The following is a 19,719-nucleotide window of genomic DNA, read 5'->3' as shown; positions in this document are numbered from 1 at the left end:
GAACTCATCAGATTATGAAAAAGCTCTGCTTTTTAGCTGCATTACTCATCACTGGTCATGCACAGGCACAATGGGACAACCCTGTCGACCGTTATGCCAACGAATATAAAAACCATATCTCTGCTAAATGCCCGATTCCAAAAGATAATATTCAGCATTTTGTGTACTTTGCACGTGATCGAGAAGCCATACACAATCACCCATTGCTAAACAACACTCGCTTTTCGGGTGCGCAAATCATGTACTCTTGGGCAATGTTAGAACCAGAGAAAGATCAGTACGACTTTTCTATGATTCAAGCCGATTATGACTATCTAAAAGCACATGGCAAAAAGCTCTTTATTCAGCTTCAGGACGCGACGTTTGATCCTCGCTACAAAGGTGTACCTAGCTACCTATTGTCTGATGAATACGATGGTGGTGCGGTTTACCAATACACAGACGACGGTGAGCCAGAGGGTTGGGTGGCAAAACGGTGGGACAGCAAAGTAAGAGCGCGTTTCGCGAAACTCCTCAACGCATTAGGAAAACAGTTTGATGGAAAAGTTGAAGGCATCAACCTTCAAGAAACCGCTATTGGCGTTGAGAAAGATCCAAGCTTCACTGAAGCGAGTTATGTCGAAGGACTCAAGGATAATATGCGAGCCATGAAACACGCGTTCCCAACCTCCACCACGATGCAATACGCTAACTTTATGGTTGGTGAATGGCTACCATGGGAAGATAAAGGTTACTTAAAGAGTATTTATCAATATGGACAAGAAATAGGCGTTGGCCTTGGCGCACCTGACCTTATGATGCGAAAACGCGGACAATTAAATCACGCCCTAGCAATGATGCATGAGAATAACTATACCGTGCCACTTGGTATCGCGATACAAGACGGTAACTACATTGGCCAAACCAACAATACTGACGTCGTGGATAACCGACAAAGTCTTGTTCCTGCCCTCCACTCATTCGCTCAGTCGTTTCTTCATGTTAACTATATGTTTTGGGTAAACCAAGAACCCTATTTTGAGCAGGATGTATTACCCTGCTTTAAGTAATCGATAGCCCCAATGTAAAACCTGCCTGAGTCTGCTTCAGGCAGGTTGAAATCTTAAGGTGCTTGTTTCCTGAGCATTTGGTAACTGCACATGAATCAATCCATGACATTCACAATAAATCTCGCTACCATTCACGCAATGTAAATAATTCTCATTGGCGACTAACATTCTTGTTTGCTGGTGCGCCGCTATTTTGCTATGACTATTTCTCATTCAGATTACTTCAAAATTGCTCTGCCCTTTATTATCTCCACAGTCACTCAGCCTCTGCTGGGTGCCGTCGATACTGCTGTGATTGGCCACTTAGGTATCACAGAGCTGATTGGTGGCGTTGCTATCGGGACGGTCATTATGAACACCCTATATTGGTTGTTCGGTTTTTTCCGAGTTAGTACAACGGGCCAAAGTGCAATGGCATTAGGTAAAGGTGATGACGCATTGATGACAAATAGTTTGATGCGCCCATTTGTTCTTGCTGCTGTTGTCGGTGCAAGCTTTATCCTACTACAGTCCGTCATTTGGCAAGGAGCACTCTGGATAATAGAGCCCGAAAATGCCGTAGCTGAACAAGCCCATATCTATTTTGGTATTTTGATCTTCGGTGCTCCGTTTGTGCTTCTCAACTACACCATTATTGGTTGGTTGATGGGGCAAGCGAAAGCGAAAGAAATTTTATACACCCAGGTCTTTGGCAATGTCTTGAATATTGTCCTTGATGCCCTGTTTGTACTGTACTTTGACCTTGGTGTAGCGGGCGTGGCTTATGCCAGCTTGATTGCACAGATCACGACATTTGCGATTGGAATGACGTTAGTATTCAATACACAAGCAATGTCTCTAACTCGCCTTATTTCCTCCGCCAAAATGAGTAGTCACGACTTCTCAACGATCGTCTCATCGAACACTGATTTGATGTTGAGAACGGTCTGCATTTTAGTTTTCTTCAACATGATGGCAAGAGTTGGCTCTCAACTAGGGGTTGACGTACTTGCGGTTAACGCCATTCTTATGCAAATTACTTTTATCGTCAGCTACATGTTTGACGGTATCGCCAATGCCTCTAGTGTTTTCGCAGGTAAAGCCGTCGGACAAAACAATCCAAAGATGCTAGATCGAGTGCTAACACTCAATTTCCAGTGGACATCGGGCTTCATCGTAATTCTCACTCTGTTGGTGCTGATGTTCCAATCGCATTTAGTTTTACTGTTCACGACACAAACAGAACTCGTCAGCTTGTATCACCAAGTGGCAGCTTGGCTAATTGTATTCCCCTTGGTTGCCGGGTACGGCTTAACGGTCTACGGGATCTTTACCGGAACCGGAACAACCCGACCGGTCAGAGACTCCAGTATTGCAACACTGATGGTGTTTTTATTGGCGCAGTTATTGGCTGTTCCACTATGGGGTAACCACGGTTTATGGCTTGCTTTTACTATTTTTTATTGTGGCCGTATCGTCTTTCTCTATCCATTCATCGGTCAAGTTAAGCAAAAGTGTGGTCATCAAACCATTTCTTAGCCCCAACCACAAAACCATACTATTCAAGAAGCACTCTTTTGAGTGCTTTTTTGATTTAATCTGGTGATACACCAGCTAGAAAATCTACACCGTAATCTGTGCATTGCTCTTCTCTTACCTAACTCGTGATGATAACATTGTTATGTTATAACATATTATTTAAGAGTTTTTTCGTGACACCTCCTCTCCTCGCCATAAATCAACTATCCATAAGCAGTAAAGACCGAATCCTATTTCAAGGCATTCAGTTTGACGTATCTGCGGGGGAAACGCTGGCCGTAATGGGTCCTTCAGGTATTGGTAAGTCCATGCTATCTAAAGCCATTGCGGGCTTTACTCCAGACACCATATCCGTATCGGGTACGATAACAATTGCGGGCAGTGAAGTCTGTAAGATTCCATTGCTTAATCGTTCTGCACAACAACGGCCAGCCTTCATTTTTCAGGATGCCCTTCAAGCGCTTAATCCTTTAGTTTCTGTAGAGAAGCAGCTTTGTCTCGCTCTCACCGGAGACCAAACAAAGCCAAGCGCTAGAAATCGGAACACCATAGTTAATCTACTTGCTCGTCTTGGGTTTCCCGATCCGGCCATAGTATTAACCAATTATCCTAGCCAACTCTCTGGTGGGCAGAGACAACGCATTTGCATTGCTATTGGTTTATTAAGCCAAGCTCAAGTATTAATTGCAGACGAACCGACAAGTGCTCTCGATCCTGTCACTGAACAGGAAATATTGACTCTCATTCTCCAAAGCGTAAAGCAGTCCAATATAGCTGGTATTTTGATTACACACGACCTAAATAGTGCGTTAGCTTGCGACAAATTACTGGTTATTGACGAAGGAAAAGTCGCTGCTTATGGTGAACCGCGAGTCGCTCTTGAATCCAGTTCTCATCATTTTTGTCGTTCACTGAAAGGACTCCTTCAATGACTGCCATTATCGAAGAGACTATCATGGGTTGTAGTAAGGTAAGTTCAACTTTAGTGAGCTTTAGCAACGTCAGTGTGCACCACTACTCTACTCCTAGATGGTTGGGTGGCAAACCATTTAAAGCACTCAGTAATGTTTCCCTCCAGATCGAGAATCAAAACATTGCCATTGTTGGCCCATCGGGTGCCGGAAAGTCTACGCTTATTGAATTGCTCTTTGGTTTACGGACACCTTCACTAGGAAACGTTCAAATCGCGGGAAGGACACTCTCTCTCCACAACGCAAGCGAGCGTTTGAGGGTCTGCAGTGAAGTACAAATGGTTCCCCAAGAGCCACACACAAGTTTAAATCCGTACTACACGGTCGAACAAATCCTGATTGAACCACTAGAAAACCTCAAAATTGGGGGGAACCACCCACAGCTCGCACAAATTGCACTGAACGAGGTTGGCTTGACCGCGGACTTGTTGCCACTCTACCCGCAACAGCTTTCAACAGGTCAGGCACAGCGAATCGCCATCGCTCGTGCGCTCATTGTAAAACCCAAGTTACTTGTTGCAGACGAACCTACCAGTAGCTTAGACCCAGTAAATCGCCAACGAATAATCGAACTGCTCAACTCGCTAAAGCAAAAATATGACCTGCAACTACTTCTTGTCAGTCACGACCTCAAGGCAGCAATCGCGCTATGTGAAGAGATAGTGGTCTTAGATCAAGGAGAGATCGTCGAATACGGCTTTGTTAAACAAATCATGGAACAACCTGTTCACCCAACAACACAGGCACTGATTCGTGCCCAAATTCATTCAAAAACGAATACTTAACACAACATCACCGAGACATAATCATGCGTTTTCACTCAATTAAATTGGCATGCGCGCTTGCGCTCGCTCTACCGTTAACTGGCTGTTTTGATTCACAAACTGAAAACAGTGACTCAAGCGTCAAATCCGAGATTCGTGTGGCAATGATGCAGCCACCTCGCACTGAACTATCACCATTATCTGACGACGCTTTCAAATTATCACGTTGGAGCACAGCGGAAACGTTAATCAATCTTTCCCCGGCTTCTGAGGTTGAACCAATGCTGGCTACCGATTGGAAGCAGATTGACCCACTCACATGGCACTTCACTATTCGTCAGGGTGTGAAATTCCACGATGGTTCCATGCTAACCGCAGAATCAGTGGTTAACTCACTGCAACAGGCTTTGAGTGCTGCACCTAAGCCTCGTATACTTGATGGTGTTGACCTCACTGTGAGAGCCCTTGATTCATCGCACGTAGAAATCAAGACAACATTTAATGACCCTTTACTACCTAGCCGCTTATCAAGTCCTCAACTCGCCATTTTGGCGGCAACTGCATATAAAGAGAATGGTCGAGTCGTACCTACTGGTGCAGGCACTGGTCCATTTGAATTAATAGAAATTAACGGCACAACCAGTGCCAAGCTAAAACGATTCGATGATTACTGGGGTGAGAAAGCACACATAGACACGGTCATCGCTGAGTATGTTCCAAATGGCTTCACGCGTGCAGCAGCACTACGCACAGGTTCCGCCGATGTTGTCGAAGCTGTGCCTGTATCTCAAATAGCAACGATTGATAGCAACCTTTTACACGAAGTGGCTATGCCGCGTACTAACACGCTCTACTTAAACAATAAGTCAGATGTTTTTAGTCAATTAGAGTTGCGCCAAGTTGCCGCCGCCGCGGTAGATAGAGAGCAAATCATTAAAACTGTGTATGAAAACCATGCCGATATTGCGAAGGGTTTGTTAGGTCCGGCACTTGCTTGGGCTGCACCACTTCGTCCCGAAGCATCACCAATTGAAGCTAAAACAAAAGCAAATGGTGAGAAAATCGTCATAGGTACTTTCACTGACCGTGCTGAACTTCCTGAAGTCGCCGCTTTGCTCAAACAGCAGCTTGAAAGCGCAGGCTTCCAAGTAGAACTTGATATCCGTGAGTACGCTCAAATTGAAAACGATGCATTAGCGGGTAATTTTGATGCCTTTATTCTTTCTCGAGCGACAGTTTTGGATTCAGGCGATCCTATCGCATATATGATGAGTGATTTTGGCTGTAAGGGGTCGTTCAACTTAGGTCAATTCTGTTCTGAGGAAGTCGACAACGCTCTGACTTACGCCGATCTACAGCCTTTAGGACCAAAACGTCAACAAGCCATCATTGCTGCAGAACAGATCATTTTGAACGATTTCGCTGCCATTCCACTGCTACACGAACGTGTCATTCAGGGTGAAAGTCTTCGTGTTTCTGATGCTGTTCGCGACCCAAGCGAACGTCGCCTTATCAATGCAAACACTAAGGTGAACTAACTTAATGTTGTCTGTTGATACTTCTCGACGAATATTCGATGTGCTAACACCTTGGTTATCAAGACTTATCTCATTGATCGTCGTCGTCATTTTAGTCGGTTTGATGCCAGATATTGCTGGTATTGACCCAAGCCAATCGATTTTGCGTGCCCGCGCCGGACAACAACACATGTTAACGCCGGAAGCACTTGCCGCGGTAAGAGCCGATTTACAGCTTGACCGTAGTGCAATGGAACGATTAACAGACTGGCTTAGTGACGCTCTGCATGGTGATCTAGGCTACTCATGGATCGATGGTTCACCGGTCATAGATGGTATTCAACAGACAATGTCGACCTCTCTGTTACTGATGTCGATGGCACTAGGTTTAACCTTTGTACTGTGTGGGTTTAGCTTAGTTCATACCTTGTTTAGCTGGAAACAAAGAAAGCTAAAGCAAACCCATAATAGCCTGAGTACTGTGCTCATCTCGTTACCTGAATACGTGGTAGCGTCCGTTCTCATCCTTGTTTTATCGATTTGGTTGGGTTGGTTCCCCCCCTACGGGTGGCAAAGCTGGCACCATATTTGGCTGCCTAGTCTGGCACTTGCGCTTCCCGCTAGCGGTCTTTTGAGTCGCCTGTTAAGGGACAGTTTGCAGCGCGTCCTCAATGAACCATGGGTGATCACTTGGCTCAGTGCGAACATCAGTTCCTTCCAGATCATGCGCTTCGCATTAAAACGTGCAATCAGCAGTTTGATCCCGCAAATCGCGATGATAATGATCGGCCTGACCGGTGGAGCGGTTGCTGTCGAGCAGATTTTTTCCATCCCAGGAATAGGACGACTAATTTTAGGTGCAGCGAAAGCACAAGATCTACCAGTGCTCCAAGGTGGTTTGTTAGTACTTCTATTTATTTCGATTTTCATCAGTAGCTTGAGCTTGCTTGTTCAACAGTTGTTGTTAGGCCACAGTCTCAGAAACGGTAAGCTTATCAGTAGTCATTCATCTTTTGCGTTTACCTCGAGTAATAACAAACGATTGACGGCAGGTTTAATCTTGTCAGTGTTGCTGGCTGTTGTTATCTGGTCACTGTTTCGCGACCCGTTTAGCAGTCAGTTCATCAGACTTGCTGCTCCGAGCTTGCAGGCACCCTTAGGTGGCGACGGCATTGGACGTGACCTTCTAGCCCGCATTGGGTCTGGTATGTTATCGACGTTTTGGGCAGGGTTTGTCGCGACAGTGCTAAGTTTGGTTGTGGGTATGGTCCTTGGGTTCAACACTCGATACAGCCAAGGTTTAATCGAAATAACCAAGGGTATTCCTTATATTATCGCTGGCTTATTGGTTGCTGGAATGACGGGGATGAATCCAAACAGTGCCATGATTGCCATTGTTTTGGTGTCTTGGGCCCCTCTTGCGGCTCACTGCTCAAGTCTTATCGTTGAGGCTAAAGCGCAGCCCTACACGCATCTTGCGCCGATATGGGGAACGAGCAAATTCAAGATACTTAGGTATTATCTCCTTCCTTATGTGCTTCCGCCATTATTGAGACATGCTCTACTAAGAATGCCAGTGATTACGCTAAGCTTAACGTCGCTGAGTTTTATCGGTCTTGGCGCTAAGCCACCCTCACCCGAATGGGGGCTGATGATTGCAGAAAACCTACCGTATATTGAACGAGCACCGCTTGGCGTACTTGGTCCAATTTTCGGATTAGTGCTGTTAGGCATTGCTATTAACCTTTTGTTTGACGATTAATTGTCAACCGAAACGCTAAAGCAGGTAGTGCTGTGAAATTCGTTTCAACTATTTAGCACTAAACAGAGAAGTATCTATAAGAGAAATACCCTTTGTTATGACTTCTTTCAATATAGCGCCCAAAAGGTGTCCTATTTGTGTTAAAATCCGTCCTTCAGGATTAGATGTAAAACGGACGCTTTCATCATAAACTACTGATTAACATAATGTTAATTGGAAGAATTTCGAATTCTAATCAGTTATTAATTAAACATGGAGTTGGTCTTTATATTCGTTCACACGAATATGTAAACCTCATAATTATGGGTTTTAAATCTCAAAAATACAGTATAGATTCTACAGATTATCAAGTCGGTCAAGACAACATCACTAAATGGGGCATGGATGTTCACAATACAGTGTTTACCGCTTCCGCGGGCTTATCCATCCTCTTCATCGTCACTCTCTTAGTACTTTCCCCAGAAGACGCAAAAGCAGCCATCGATGCCGTTAAATCCGCTGCACTATCAAAGTTTGATTTTGTCTTTATGTGGGGCGCAAACATTCTTCTGATTTTTGCCTTGCTGATTGCTTTATCTCCGCTCGGTAAAATTCGTTTAGGTGGCGACAATGCCACAACAGATTATTCAACCATTTCCTGGATCGCCATGTTATTTGCAGCGGGTATGGGTATTGGTTTGATTTTTTGGGGCGTAGCAGAGCCGACCGCCTTTTATACCAATTGGTTTGGTACACCGCTAGGTGTTGAGCCGTTTACACCAGAAGGGCGAGAACTAGCCTTAGGTGCTGCCGTATTCCACTGGGGACTTCACGCTTGGGCTATCTATGGGATGGCCGCATTATCGCTAGCATACTTTGTCTATAACAAAGGTCTTCCGCTCTCAATGCGTTCGGTATTCTACCCTCTACTTGGTGACAGAGTTTGGGGAAGAGTCGGTGACGTTATCGATGTAATGGCTGTTCTGGTAATCCTATTTGGCCTTGCAACATCACTTGGTCTGGGCGGCTCACAAGCTGCAAGTGGAATCAGTCACGTATTCGGACTAGAAAACAGTCTTCTGCTTCAGATTGCCATTATCCTGACCATTATGGGTTTGGCTATTGTTTCTGTTGTTCGTGGAATGGACGGCGGCGTTAAGGTATTGAGTAATCTCAATATGATTATCGCATTCGTTTTCCTTGGTTTTATCGGTATTTTGAACTTCACAACGGTATTGGATTCAGTTTCGACCGCAGTCGTTGGTTATGTGAAAAATATTCTTCCACTAAGCCAAAGCGCTGGCCGTGAAGACACCACATGGCTTCATGGCTGGACTGTGTTCTATTGGGCCTGGTGGGTTGCATATGCGCCATTCTTCGGTATGTTCGTTGCACGAATTTCAAAAGGCAGAACAATTCGCGAATTCCTATTTTGCGTACTAGTTATCCCTACTCTTGTCACCACTGCATGGATGTCTTTCTTTGGCGGTGTCGCGATTCAACAGATCGTTGATCATGTGGGTATACTTGGTGCCGCTCAGGGTATCGGAGACGTTTCACTTAGCTTGTTCTATATGCTTGATGCGTACCCTATTGGTAACATCTTATCTCTGATTGCCGTTGCGCTGATCATTGTTTTCTTTGTGACCACTTTGGACTCAGGTTCAATCGTAGTAGACAGTATGACTGCAGGTGGCAAACTCGAGCTTCCTATCAAACAGAAAGTGGTCTGGGCTGTGATTTCAGCCGTCATCGCCGTGGTCATGTTGTGGATCGGTGGTACTCAATCGATTCAAGCACTTCAATCGATTACCATTATTGCAGCGCTGCCATTTACACTGATTCTAATTTTAGGTTGTGTGAGTTTGATTAAAGGCTTACTGACTGAGGTTGAACAACCTCAAGTAGTTAGCGACAAGTCTGCACAATAGATAACTTTAGGCTTATCGTAACCGGGTTACGGTAAGCCTTTTTTAGCTCTTTACTCACATTCCCCTTTGCCCTCACCGTTCAAGATCCTCCTTAATAAAACGACTGTTCGACATGGCCCTGCTCTCCAAATGGGATATCAACAGAATAAATACCACACACCAAAGCCATAGCCTCAACTAATGTTTTATCAAGTATATCTGGGTATAATCTCTATCAATTTAAGGATATTTCCTCAAAACGGTGTACTTAACACCCCGTAGCTGCTTTTCGATTCAAATCATCAATGCGGCAAGATAAAGGACTATTGAACACATGAATTCCGATTTATCTATCCATGTATTGCTCATTGAAGATGACCGAGACTTAGCAGCCTCGGTTGCAGATTACTTGGAATACGAAAACATAAAATGCGATCACGCCTACGATGGACAGAGTGGTTACAATTTAGCCAGCGAGAATTACTACGACGTCATCCTTCTTGATTTAATGCTACCCAAGGTAAACGGCTTTACGGTTTGCCAAAACCTTCGAAAAGCAGGTATTGACACACCTATTCTCATGTTGACGGCCAAAGATACCATTGAAGACAAAGAGGCTGGGTTCAACTCAGGTACCGACGATTACCTTGTAAAGCCATTTATGATGAAAGAACTGGCTTTACGGATAAAATCTCTATCGAGAAGACGAAGTGGTCAAATAACTAAACTCGTTGCTGGAGATCTGACCTATGATCTTAAACAAAAACGAGTAACGCGCTCAAATCAACCTATTGAACTCACTCGACTTAATCTTAGGTTGTTAGAGCTGCTGATGCGTAAATCTCCTCAGTTGGTCTCGAGAGAAGAAATTGAACAGACGCTATGGCCTAATGAAATACCTGAAACCAACAACCTAAAGGTTCAGCTTTATCAACTTCGACAGAAAGTTGATAAGAATCATAATATTAAACTCATCGAAACCGTTGTGGGCCAAGGTGTAAGAATTCAGGTTACCAGCAATGCTTAATAGGAGCTTTCCATTAAAAAACCATCTCACCTCGTTTTTTCTTGGAATCGCGATTATCACTGCCTTCATGCTTTTCGAGCTGCTAGTTCGCTACTTTGAGTACGGCATTGAAGATTCCGTGAAGATGAGAATGTTAACGGAGTGGCGAGCCTACTCAGAAGCTTACCAGTTAGACCCCAATATCGAGTTGCCAAGTTCTTATGTGATTCGATTCTACCTAGACGACCTCCCCGTTATTCGTGTGGAAGGAACGAATATTTTGGCAAATGTTCAACTTTCCAACAATCAATTCACTGTGGTTTCAGTGGATGAAACTTTTTCCGATGACCCAGAGAAGGAAATCACTTTAGGGATATTTAGGTTTCTTCGCGACGACGAAAAAACGGTATACGTCATCGCGAAATATGACTATCACCTAATCAATGACACCATCGATATATGGTTTGATAGCCGATTCAATTTTATCTTGCTAATCGTCGGTGGTTATATCTCTATAGTGCTGTTGGCACTCTGGTTTTATAACTATCGAATAGGAAAAAGAACAGAGCAACTGGTTCATTGGTCTGAACTGGTATCAGAGAACTTAGAATCAAACCCCACTCCCGATTTTACTTTTCAGGAATACAATCGCGTCGCTTCATATTTGCAACGAGCACTATCGAAAAATGCCCGCCTGCTCGCTCGGGAAAAGGACTTTTTATCCCATACCAGTCACGAACTTCGCACCCCTCTGGCCATCATCAGAGCTAATATGGAGATATTGGAAAGAATAGCGCTACCAGAAGCATCAAAAAACGCGATTGTGCGCATAGACCGAGCAAGTCAAAATATGCAACAAGTCGTTGAGACAATGCTTTGGCTTTCTCGCAAACACAACACCGCTCCACCACAAAAGGAAATTTCAGTAGCCGCTTTATTGAATGAACTGGTCGACGAGTACTATCACTTCATTAACGGTTCTGATGTGTCGTTAGAGACTGATTATAGTAACGCCCCAGTACTAGAATTACCGGAAACCCCGATACGAATCGTTATAAGTAATCTTTTGGTTAACGCATTCAAATACACCCACGCAGGGCTTATACGCATTTACTGCAAAGACAACACCGTCATCATTGAAAATACCACTACGGCAGACCATGAGCTTCAGGTAACAGACGGATTTGGTTTGGGACAAGATCTAATATTCAGAATTTGCGATAAGCTCGGTTGGTTTATGGAAACTAAAAAGACCGAGACAGGCTTCGTTGCTATTCTTCACTTGCCAACATAATGTCATGTACTCGCAACAGGCCGAACCGAATGTTCCAAAAACAAGGGTGCCACCATTTCACCTCTATTTCACCTCCCTTCCGATAGAATGGACGGTATGTCAGATTTATAGGCTAAAGATAGTTCCTTCAGAATAGTTTTTGTTTCTTAGCCTAGAACTCTGCTCGTATTTACCGCCTCTCGCTGCATCAAGCGACTTCTTATGGAGCCATTTTTTATGACTTTGCAATATCCCAAAGCCCTTCCGATAGCAATGACCGTAGCTTGTCTCAATATCAACGCAGTCAACGCGGGTTCATCCAGTGTTGATTTTTCTATTTCAACACAACAAGAAGCACTCGGTATTACTGAAGTTCCATTACAACTGAAAAAACAGTTTTCGTCAGAGTTACGCTTTAATCGTTACACTTCGGTTGTTGCACCGAATGGAAAGTCGATTCACATTGTTGCTCAAGACCAGCTATCTGACGGACAGATAATTCGAGCCAAATCGGTGCTTGTTCATTATCTTAGCGACTTTTCCGGATCTAAGTATGGAAGCAATAAGAGCTCTGTTGCGAATAGAATGGCTGAGAATGGTGCTACTTTACTCCTTTTAAACGGACGAGATGATGGCACTAATAATGCTGCCGAACTTGAGGGGCAGCCTTTATATGAAGAGGAAATTCAAGTTGAGGGCGGACCTTGGTACATGGCGCAAAACTACCAGCACCGAGACGCGACTTTTGAAGAAATATTGCACCTCGTTCATGATTATGGAATCGGCGTAGATGGGTACGACAAATTCATAGGGGTTCTCCCTGAGTACCAAACTGAAATACGCAATGCTCAAATCAATGCTTATGCCAAACAAATTTGGGCTATGACTCCAGAAGTACAAGATTGGATCGACGAGCTAACGGCAGAGAACAGTCTAACTCAAGAGTATCTAGCATCTGTTCTAGACTCATATTACGGCTTGTGGGGTGCTTATCCGAAGCAATCTTTTAGGATGATGGACAAGTTTACCGGCGGATGGGGTATGTGGGGATTTTACATTGCTGGAACTAGACACGAAGTTCAACTTCGTGATCCAAAGGGCTATCAGTTAATGACAGAATTCTTCCATCCCTACTTAACCTATAACGCCCATCTAGACCCTAATTTTAAAGGAACGTTTAGTCTCCAGTACCGTGAAGACTTGCTTTATACCAACCACTCTCGCTACCTCAAAGACATAACTTTGACAGGAAGCCATCCCGTCGAAGTAATCGTCAATAAACTTGACAATAACATTACAGGCAATAATTCCAATACCATCGTTACGTTCTCAGGAGAAAAGAATGATTACAACATCAACTATCAGGATGATGTTGTGATTGTTAGAGACTCTCTTTTAGGACGAGATGGTAATAATACGCTACGGTCAGTCAGTACAATACGTTTTGCAGACCAATCCGTTGACACTCGTAGAATATATTAGCTCTCCGACTCGTCATTAATTCTCAACTGACGAGTAGACGATGCTCTCAGACACTGTGAATTAGATAATAATACCAAAGCAATTACAATCACATACATTAGGTGAACAAGAAATTACATACAAGTTACTTAGATAGACTTAACCCACAATTATCTTACCAACCTTATCACAATGAATATCAAAAGTGGCGTTCAAGTCTAAATAATATATTTATCATCTTGATATGCTATATATCACCAAAAATAAATGCACTCTTTCATCAGAGAACATTGACAATTGAGGCAATCAATAGAAGCTTGAAGACAACCCAATTAATATGCAACAAAAGTCGATGCTGCACACAAAAAGATTGGGCTCTTCACTATGCAATAACTGTTACCCTAGGTTTGTACTTGCATATAAAAATGTCAATTGAAATACAACACCAGCGGTAAACAGCTAAGTAAACCAATATTGCTTTACATTAAAACCTATCAGAAAGAATGAACCAATGTTGGTTTATTTAATGCTAAACCAACAAGTAAATATAGATAAATCCAAGGTTACTTTATGAGCTTTCCACCAAAATCTGCTGTCGATGTTTTTGCTTTATTAAAGGAAAAACATAACCTCAGTACAAGAGAGTTGGCTCGGTCCATCGGTGTAAGTCATGGTGGACTTGCAATGGTCTTATGCGGAAATACGAGACTCTCTCCTAAACTAGCTATGAGGCTGTGCTGCTTCTTCGCACTGGACATAGACAGCATACTTGAGGCACAAGCAAAATATGAAGCATGGCAAGTTAAACAGGACGGCTTGTCGATTGAAGCCACATTGAGCGAAGTATTGGAAAATCGGCAAGAAAACAAATAACCTGTGTTTTGCTTTAACGCTTAAGGTGATCACCTTTTAGATGATCGCCTTACTATCGTTTCCTATCACGTTTAGTATTGTCGTCAATTCATTATTAAATCTCTACTAATAAGATTCTCAACCTCTTTTCACTAAATACCTCAACTCTCACCATCTCGCGATATAGCACCTTCGTTAATTATATTATCTATTCTTTATTACATTCCAATACACTATCAACATAGAAAATGACATTGTAAATAACCCATCTGACAAAGAAGTTATATTCAAATACAACCTCCCACCTTAAAAAGGGTATTTAACTGTTCAAGTCTAAATATTAATACTATCAACTTGTCAATAAACATCTCTCACATAAAAATAATCATCGTTGAATAAAAACACAAGAAAGGACAAAAAGGTAAATTATGAAATTCAATATATTAGCAGTGAGTATTGCATGTGCGACTATGTCATTTGGAACAATGGCAGCAGACATTAAAGCTGGCCCTGGTACATTAACTCTTGGCGGCAATATGCGTATTGATATGAACGCTACGAAACAATCTGTTGACTTAAAGACTTCGACAACAAAACTAAAATCGGACAAAACAACGCTTAATACAAATGGGCGTCTATCATTTACTGCCGATTATATTGTTGAGCAAAACGGGTATAAAATGAAAGCTCGTGTTAATCCGTTACTGAAAACTGACGGCACCGTCACTATGGATGACGCTTACTTAGACCTTAAGAAAACTGGCAACACTTATCTGGGCGCTCAGTTAGGTCGTTTCGAAGCTCTGGATCTCTCCCCTCTTCAAATTGATATTTTCGTAGATGATGCTGATACAGCCAGTCTAGTCGATGGTGAACTATTCGCAGGTCACTATCGTGGTAACAAATACCGCGGACGTTTTGATGGCGCAGCGTTACTTTACGCTGGTAATGATTTAATTAAATTTGAAACCAACGTTGTTTTCGTTGATCAAAAAGATAAAAACAGCAATGTTGCGTTACGTCCAGTATTAACAGTGACTCCAAGCAAATCGTTCTCAATCTCAGCAGGTCTTGAGAAAGGTTTTGACGACGCGTCTAAAGACAAAGATGAACTTGGTTTAGCAACAACTGCTAATGTTAAATTTGGCCTAGCAAGCTTAAACCTGAGTTACGCATACAAGACATCTAAACCTCTCTTGAAAGGTACCAGTACCCGTGTAGACACAAAACTACACACGTTCGGTACTAACATTGCAGCGTATGGTTTCGGCTTAGGAGCTTTCTATACAACAGCCAACAACGAAGTAAAAAATGGCAGCGTTGGCGATGTGAATCTATTCACTACCTACGCTGGTTATGAGCACAAAGACTTTTTAGTTGACTCATTGACGGCGTCTACAGGTGCTTATTACACCTCCGCAAAGGCTGACAAAGTAAGCGGCGATGTCTCTGAATACGGCGCTCGTGTACGTCTTCAGTACAACTTCTAAACAAAAAGAATCAAGACTTATAAGGAAACTGCCTTTTCGATAAGTCCTGATGCTCCCTTGCAAACTTAATCTCACTTGCAAGGGAGCCCCTCCTTCCATAACTCCTAACGTATCTCATTGTTTTAAGTAGGCTTACGTAGAGTTGCTAAGATATTTCTATACCAATTTACCATCTACTACCTAAAAATTATCCAAAATAATATTTGACACATACTCAAAGTGAAATTAACATTCGCACCCACTGACTGACTGGTCAGTTAACAAAGTGAGTAATGTGATGGACAAGAAAGACAAGATCATTGAAGTTGCCATGCAGCTATTTGCTGAGCATGGGTTTGAAAAAACGCCTATTTCAACTATCTGTGAGCATGCAGAAATCTCAAAAGGCTTAGTTTTCCATCACTTTAAAAATAAGAACGAACTACTAAGAGCAGTGTTCACCCATATGACTGACATCATCAACGGAGTTGACCAACAAGATGAGCACTTAGCTTCATCAGAAGGGAGACTTGAGGCGATGATTGATTCGATATTTGAAGGAATGATGATCGAACAGCACCGAAAGATGTATCAATTAAACTTCAGTGTTATGGTACATCCGACCACGCGTAAGATCGTCTTAGATCTAATTGAAGAAAGATATCAAGGTCTGCAGGCATCAACCGAAGAGGTGTTTCGTTCTCTATCGCACCCAAATCCATCGGTTGTGACAAGAATGTTTATCGCTGAAATCGACGGCATCGCAATGAACTATTTGTTGAATGTTGACTTCCCTATAGAAGAAATCAAACAAGAATTCATCAACAAATATTGTTAATAGATTCACTCAATATCACGCACAGTTAACGGCGTGATTTTTTTAAACACAACAACCGACTGCACGGTCAGTCAGTTCCTTTTTAAGGAGCAGTATCACCAATAAACTAACTAGTGTGAGGTATTCATTATGACTAGAACGAAAACTTTAAGAGCTAACCCTAACGAATCATTCCTTTGTGCATCATGTGGTTTAGGCGTGACACCTATTCAATACGGTGGACAACATCGTAACCACTGCCCTCACTGCCTAAGCAGCGTGCACATGGATATTAAAGCGGGAGATAGACGTTCGAGTTGTCGTGGCATTATGGAACCGATCAGTATTTATGTTCAAAAGAATCGAGAATGGTCTCTGGTCCACAAATGTAGTAAGTGCAGCACGATTAGAACAAACCGAATCGCAGCAGACGACAATGAGTTTTTGTTAGTAACAATGGCAGCAGAACCGATGATGTCTCTACCATTCCCATCAAAAACTATTTTGTCTGAACTGAAACAAATGAGCATAAACAAAGGTAGTGAATATGTACTCGAATAACCTACAGACATACCGAGTAATTGAAAGAAACGCCAATAGATACAAAGTACAAACCCCTGACGGCATTAGAACTGCCCAATTGAAGGGTAGCTTTATCCATTTAATACAAGACAAGCAAGGCTATCCTTGTGTTGGCGATTGGATAGAAGCCAGAGATGACAACAATATTATATTGATCGAAAGCATCAAGAAACGGAAAAGTTTGGTAAGCAGAAAAGCCTCAGGTGAAGCAACAGTCCAACAAACTATCGCTGCAAACGTAGATTACACATTCATCGTGATGGGCTTAGATGGTGGTCGAAACTACTCAGACCGTCTATTAGAAAGACTTCTGACCGTTGCTTGGAACAGTGGTGCAACGCCTGTAGTCATACTTAATAAGTCGGATTTAAATGAAGACGCTGAATTAGTGCAAATGCAAGCCGAAACGATCGCGCTAGGTATCGACATAATTACCTGCAGTGCTCTAGACGGCACAGGTATTAACGACGTTATGACATACCTAGCTAACGGTAAAGTCGGTGTCTTCATTGGACCATCTGGTGTGGGTAAATCGACCTTAACCAATACGTTATTGCAATATCAAGCGCAGAAGACTAATGGACTTCGCTTGCAAGACATGCGAGGCAGGCATACCACGTCAAGCTCTTACCTATTTGAGTTAGAAAATGGCGGTTTCATTGTCGATACATCTGGTATCAAGGAAGTACAGGCGTGGGCAAACGGTAACGATATTGACTCAGTTTTCGAGGAAATATCTTTTGTTGCCCAAGATTGCAAATATAGAAACTGCCAGCATGAGGGAGAACCTGGTTGTGCAGTTCAGAAAGAGCTTGAAGCAGGTAACATAACCCCTGAACGTTATGACAGTTACCTAAATTTAAAACAGGAACATGCTTTCTTAGAAAGACGAAAAAATGACAAAAACTCGAATGTAGAACGTCGATATGACAAAGATATGAGCAAATTGATCAAAACGTCTTTAAGTAGAAAAGAACTCGTCAGACAAGCAATGAGGTGAACCGTGGACGCTTGGGTTTGTGCTCTGACAACCATGAAATTTATAAGGTAAATCGAATGAAAACGCCGTACCAAATTCAATATGAAGCCTTCGCTGCTGCAGGAGGACTATATGATGAAAGACATGCCAAGCTCTATGCTGAGTTTGCCGATAACTTAATTCTCGATGGAAGCTACTCTATCGTTTATCAGGGTGTCGCTCACGCATGTTATACGCCAATTATCATTGATGCTGCACCACATCTCAAATGTTATGTGCTCGCACCATTAGCTGTACTGCCGGAATATCAAGGGAAAGGCTATGCGACACGATTGATGGACCAAGCCGAAAGTGAATTGGATGCAGACGTTATCTTTGTTATGGGAGAACCCTTCCATTATGGTAATCGCTACAATACACCGCATAATGTTCTACCGCCGGTGAGAACACAGGCGCCATTGGAATGTTGGTTTGCACGTGAACTGACACCGAACGCTTTGCAAGGTATTGGGGAGTCCACATCATCGATAACAGGCCCTTACGCTGAGCCGCGCATGTGGGGACACCCAAACGAACAGGTATAAAGTAGGCCTTCGAACTTCAAGAGCACTCAAATAGGTCTAGCTTTCAAGCTAGACCTATTCCTTATACGTAGGTATCAACGCCCGCTTTTTTCTCCGCAATTTTCTCACCGTCATAGGTTTTGACGACCGCTCCCTCAGAGTTGCGAATCTTGATTTGGTTCTGACTATCCAAGGATGCTGTCAAGTCTCCTTTGCCTGATTTTAGATACCCATTAATGAACTTTGTGGTGTCTTTTAAATGCTGCTGAATATGAGGTTGGTACATTGCGTTGCTGGTTTTCAATGCCTAATGCTCCCTTGGATTGGAAGTATTAACATACTCGAGACGGATGAAAATTAATATCTCAACCAATCACAAATTCTCACTAACGATTAATGCCGTACGGTAATTTTTGGCAAAGATCAAACTACTCGGTCTTTAGCTCGCCAAGTGTAAACTCTAAAATTTCTTGCGCAGCTGAGCGTAATTCTGGGAGATGTGTTTTCAGCTTATCCAACGAGGTACGAAAGCTCGGTGCATGACAAAATAGATAACCAAAACTTAATGCATCGGAGCCAATAGGCACCGATATCGCCACCATACCGTCGACAAATTCTTCATTGTCTTCACCAAATCCTTGTTCAGCAATCCGGCTCAGCTCTTCAAGAAACAGACCATCATTAGTTATGGTCTTTGGTGTGTATTCGGTTAACCCCATGTGTTGTACGACGTTTTCACGAATTGAAGTGTCCAATGAAGCGAGATAAAGCTTACCCGATGCGGAAGCTGCAATAGGGACCGGACTCCCCTCTGCCAAATTGATTTGCAGTGGCCAGTTGCAGTTCACACGCTCAAAGTAGATCATTTCAATACCATTAGGCACTGAAATTCCGCACGTTTCACCAATCGTGTCAGCAAGGCGTTGCAACACCGATGTTCTTTGTTCAGAAAAGCGTTGGTTCTTCAAAATATCATGAGATAAAGACTGCAGGTTCGGCCCCGCAATAACGCGACCAATGATATTTTCTTGGAGATGGCCTAAAACGATAAGCTGGTTGATCAGTTTGTTCGCAGACGCAATTGGCATAGACAGTTGTTCGGCAATAGACTCTCTATTGAGTTGGCCACGGCTGTGAGCCACGATGGCGAGCACTTGTAGTACTCGGTCTAGGGTTGAACCTTTAGTAGTATTTGCCGAACTAGAGCTTGTCATAGAGCTACATTCATCCTTGATACGGTATTCGAT

Annotated in this window: 18 protein-coding genes; 16 read left to right on the top strand and 2 right to left on the bottom strand. The window is 42.9% G+C overall.

Features of this window, described 5'->3' with window-relative positions:
* Window positions 1-14: 14 nt before the first annotated feature.
* The 16 genes from JKJ11_RS17860 (at window position 15) to JKJ11_RS17785 (ending at window position 18,493) form a co-directional block, all read left to right on the top strand.
* Entirely contained in the window at window positions 15-1,049 is a 1,035-nt protein-coding gene (locus JKJ11_RS17860) for a hypothetical protein (RefSeq protein ID WP_006070467.1), read from the top strand.
* Window positions 1,050-1,247: 198 nt separating this feature from the next.
* Window positions 1,248-2,567: an MATE family efflux transporter gene (locus JKJ11_RS17855; protein WP_252039659.1), complete on the top strand. Its 1,320-nt coding sequence runs from the start codon at window positions 1,248-1,250 to the stop codon at window positions 2,565-2,567.
* A 173-nt stretch (window positions 2,568-2,740) separates the two neighbouring features.
* Window positions 2,741-3,499, top strand: coding sequence for an ATP-binding cassette domain-containing protein (locus tag JKJ11_RS17850; RefSeq protein ID WP_252039658.1), 759 nt, complete (start codon window positions 2,741-2,743; stop codon window positions 3,497-3,499).
* A complete protein-coding gene (locus JKJ11_RS17845) occupies window positions 3,496-4,323 on the top strand; it encodes an ABC transporter ATP-binding protein (protein WP_252039657.1) in 828 nt (275 codons plus the stop codon). Before JKJ11_RS17850 ends, JKJ11_RS17845 begins: the two co-directional genes overlap by 4 nt.
* Before the next feature lie 23 nt (window positions 4,324-4,346).
* Window positions 4,347-5,840, top strand: coding sequence for an ABC transporter substrate-binding protein (locus JKJ11_RS17840; RefSeq protein ID WP_252039656.1), 1,494 nt, complete (start codon window positions 4,347-4,349; stop codon window positions 5,838-5,840).
* A gap of 4 nt (window positions 5,841-5,844) precedes the next feature.
* Complete coding sequence (locus tag JKJ11_RS17835) at window positions 5,845-7,581, top strand: ABC transporter permease subunit (RefSeq protein WP_252039655.1); 1,737 nt, start codon at window positions 5,845-5,847, stop codon at window positions 7,579-7,581.
* A 302-nt stretch (window positions 7,582-7,883) separates the two neighbouring features.
* Window positions 7,884-9,491, top strand: a complete 1,608-nt coding sequence (locus JKJ11_RS17830) for a BCCT family transporter (protein WP_252039654.1) — start codon at window positions 7,884-7,886, stop codon at window positions 9,489-9,491.
* 313 nt (window positions 9,492-9,804) lie between these two features.
* A complete protein-coding gene (locus JKJ11_RS17825; RefSeq protein WP_006070474.1) occupies window positions 9,805-10,497 on the top strand; it encodes a response regulator transcription factor in 693 nt (230 codons plus the stop codon).
* Window positions 10,490-11,770 (top strand): sensor histidine kinase, encoded by a 1,281-nt coding sequence (locus JKJ11_RS17820; RefSeq protein ID WP_252039653.1) that lies wholly within the window; start codon window positions 10,490-10,492, stop codon window positions 11,768-11,770. Before JKJ11_RS17825 ends, JKJ11_RS17820 begins: the two co-directional genes overlap by 8 nt.
* Window positions 11,771-11,986: 216 nt before the next feature.
* Window positions 11,987-13,231: a hypothetical protein gene (locus JKJ11_RS17815; RefSeq protein WP_252039652.1), complete on the top strand. Its 1,245-nt coding sequence runs from the start codon at window positions 11,987-11,989 to the stop codon at window positions 13,229-13,231.
* Between the two features lie 549 nt (window positions 13,232-13,780).
* Window positions 13,781-14,083: a helix-turn-helix transcriptional regulator gene (locus JKJ11_RS17810; protein WP_062459259.1), complete on the top strand. Its 303-nt coding sequence runs from the start codon at window positions 13,781-13,783 to the stop codon at window positions 14,081-14,083.
* Window positions 14,084-14,490: 407 nt separating this feature from the next.
* Window positions 14,491-15,552, top strand: coding sequence for a carbohydrate porin (locus JKJ11_RS17805; RefSeq protein ID WP_006070478.1), 1,062 nt, complete (start codon window positions 14,491-14,493; stop codon window positions 15,550-15,552).
* Between the two features lie 277 nt (window positions 15,553-15,829).
* Window positions 15,830-16,369 carry a TetR/AcrR family transcriptional regulator gene (locus JKJ11_RS17800; protein WP_031495133.1) on the top strand — a complete coding sequence of 180 codons (540 nt, stop codon included), beginning with the start codon at window positions 15,830-15,832 and terminating at the stop codon, window positions 16,367-16,369.
* Window positions 16,370-16,498: 129 nt separating this feature from the next.
* Entirely contained in the window at window positions 16,499-16,909 is a 411-nt protein-coding gene (locus JKJ11_RS17795) for an RNHCP domain-containing protein (RefSeq protein WP_031495135.1), read from the top strand.
* Window positions 16,896-17,930, top strand: coding sequence for a ribosome small subunit-dependent GTPase A (gene rsgA, locus JKJ11_RS17790; RefSeq protein ID WP_252039651.1), 1,035 nt, complete (start codon window positions 16,896-16,898; stop codon window positions 17,928-17,930). Before JKJ11_RS17795 ends, rsgA begins: the two co-directional genes overlap by 14 nt.
* 56 nt (window positions 17,931-17,986) lie before the next feature.
* A complete protein-coding gene (locus tag JKJ11_RS17785; RefSeq protein WP_171389470.1) occupies window positions 17,987-18,493 on the top strand; it encodes a GNAT family N-acetyltransferase in 507 nt (168 codons plus the stop codon).
* Between the two features lie 61 nt (window positions 18,494-18,554).
* On the opposite strand, the gene JKJ11_RS17780 is transcribed toward JKJ11_RS17785, so the two are convergent.
* Entirely contained in the window at window positions 18,555-18,776 is a 222-nt protein-coding gene (locus tag JKJ11_RS17780; RefSeq protein WP_006070483.1) for a hypothetical protein, read from the bottom strand.
* 124 nt (window positions 18,777-18,900) lie between these two features.
* Window positions 18,901-19,686, bottom strand: a complete 786-nt coding sequence (locus tag JKJ11_RS17775; RefSeq protein WP_031494139.1) for an IclR family transcriptional regulator — start codon at window positions 19,684-19,686, stop codon at window positions 18,901-18,903.
* Window positions 19,687-19,719: the final 33 nt, after the last annotated feature.

The organism is Vibrio sp. SCSIO 43133 (assembly GCF_023716845.1).
In the GTDB taxonomy this organism is placed as follows: Bacteria; Pseudomonadota; Gammaproteobacteria; order Enterobacterales; family Vibrionaceae; genus Vibrio; species Vibrio mediterranei.
Note: the sequence above shows the minus strand (reverse complement) of the source record. Positions and strands in the feature narration are given on the sequence as shown.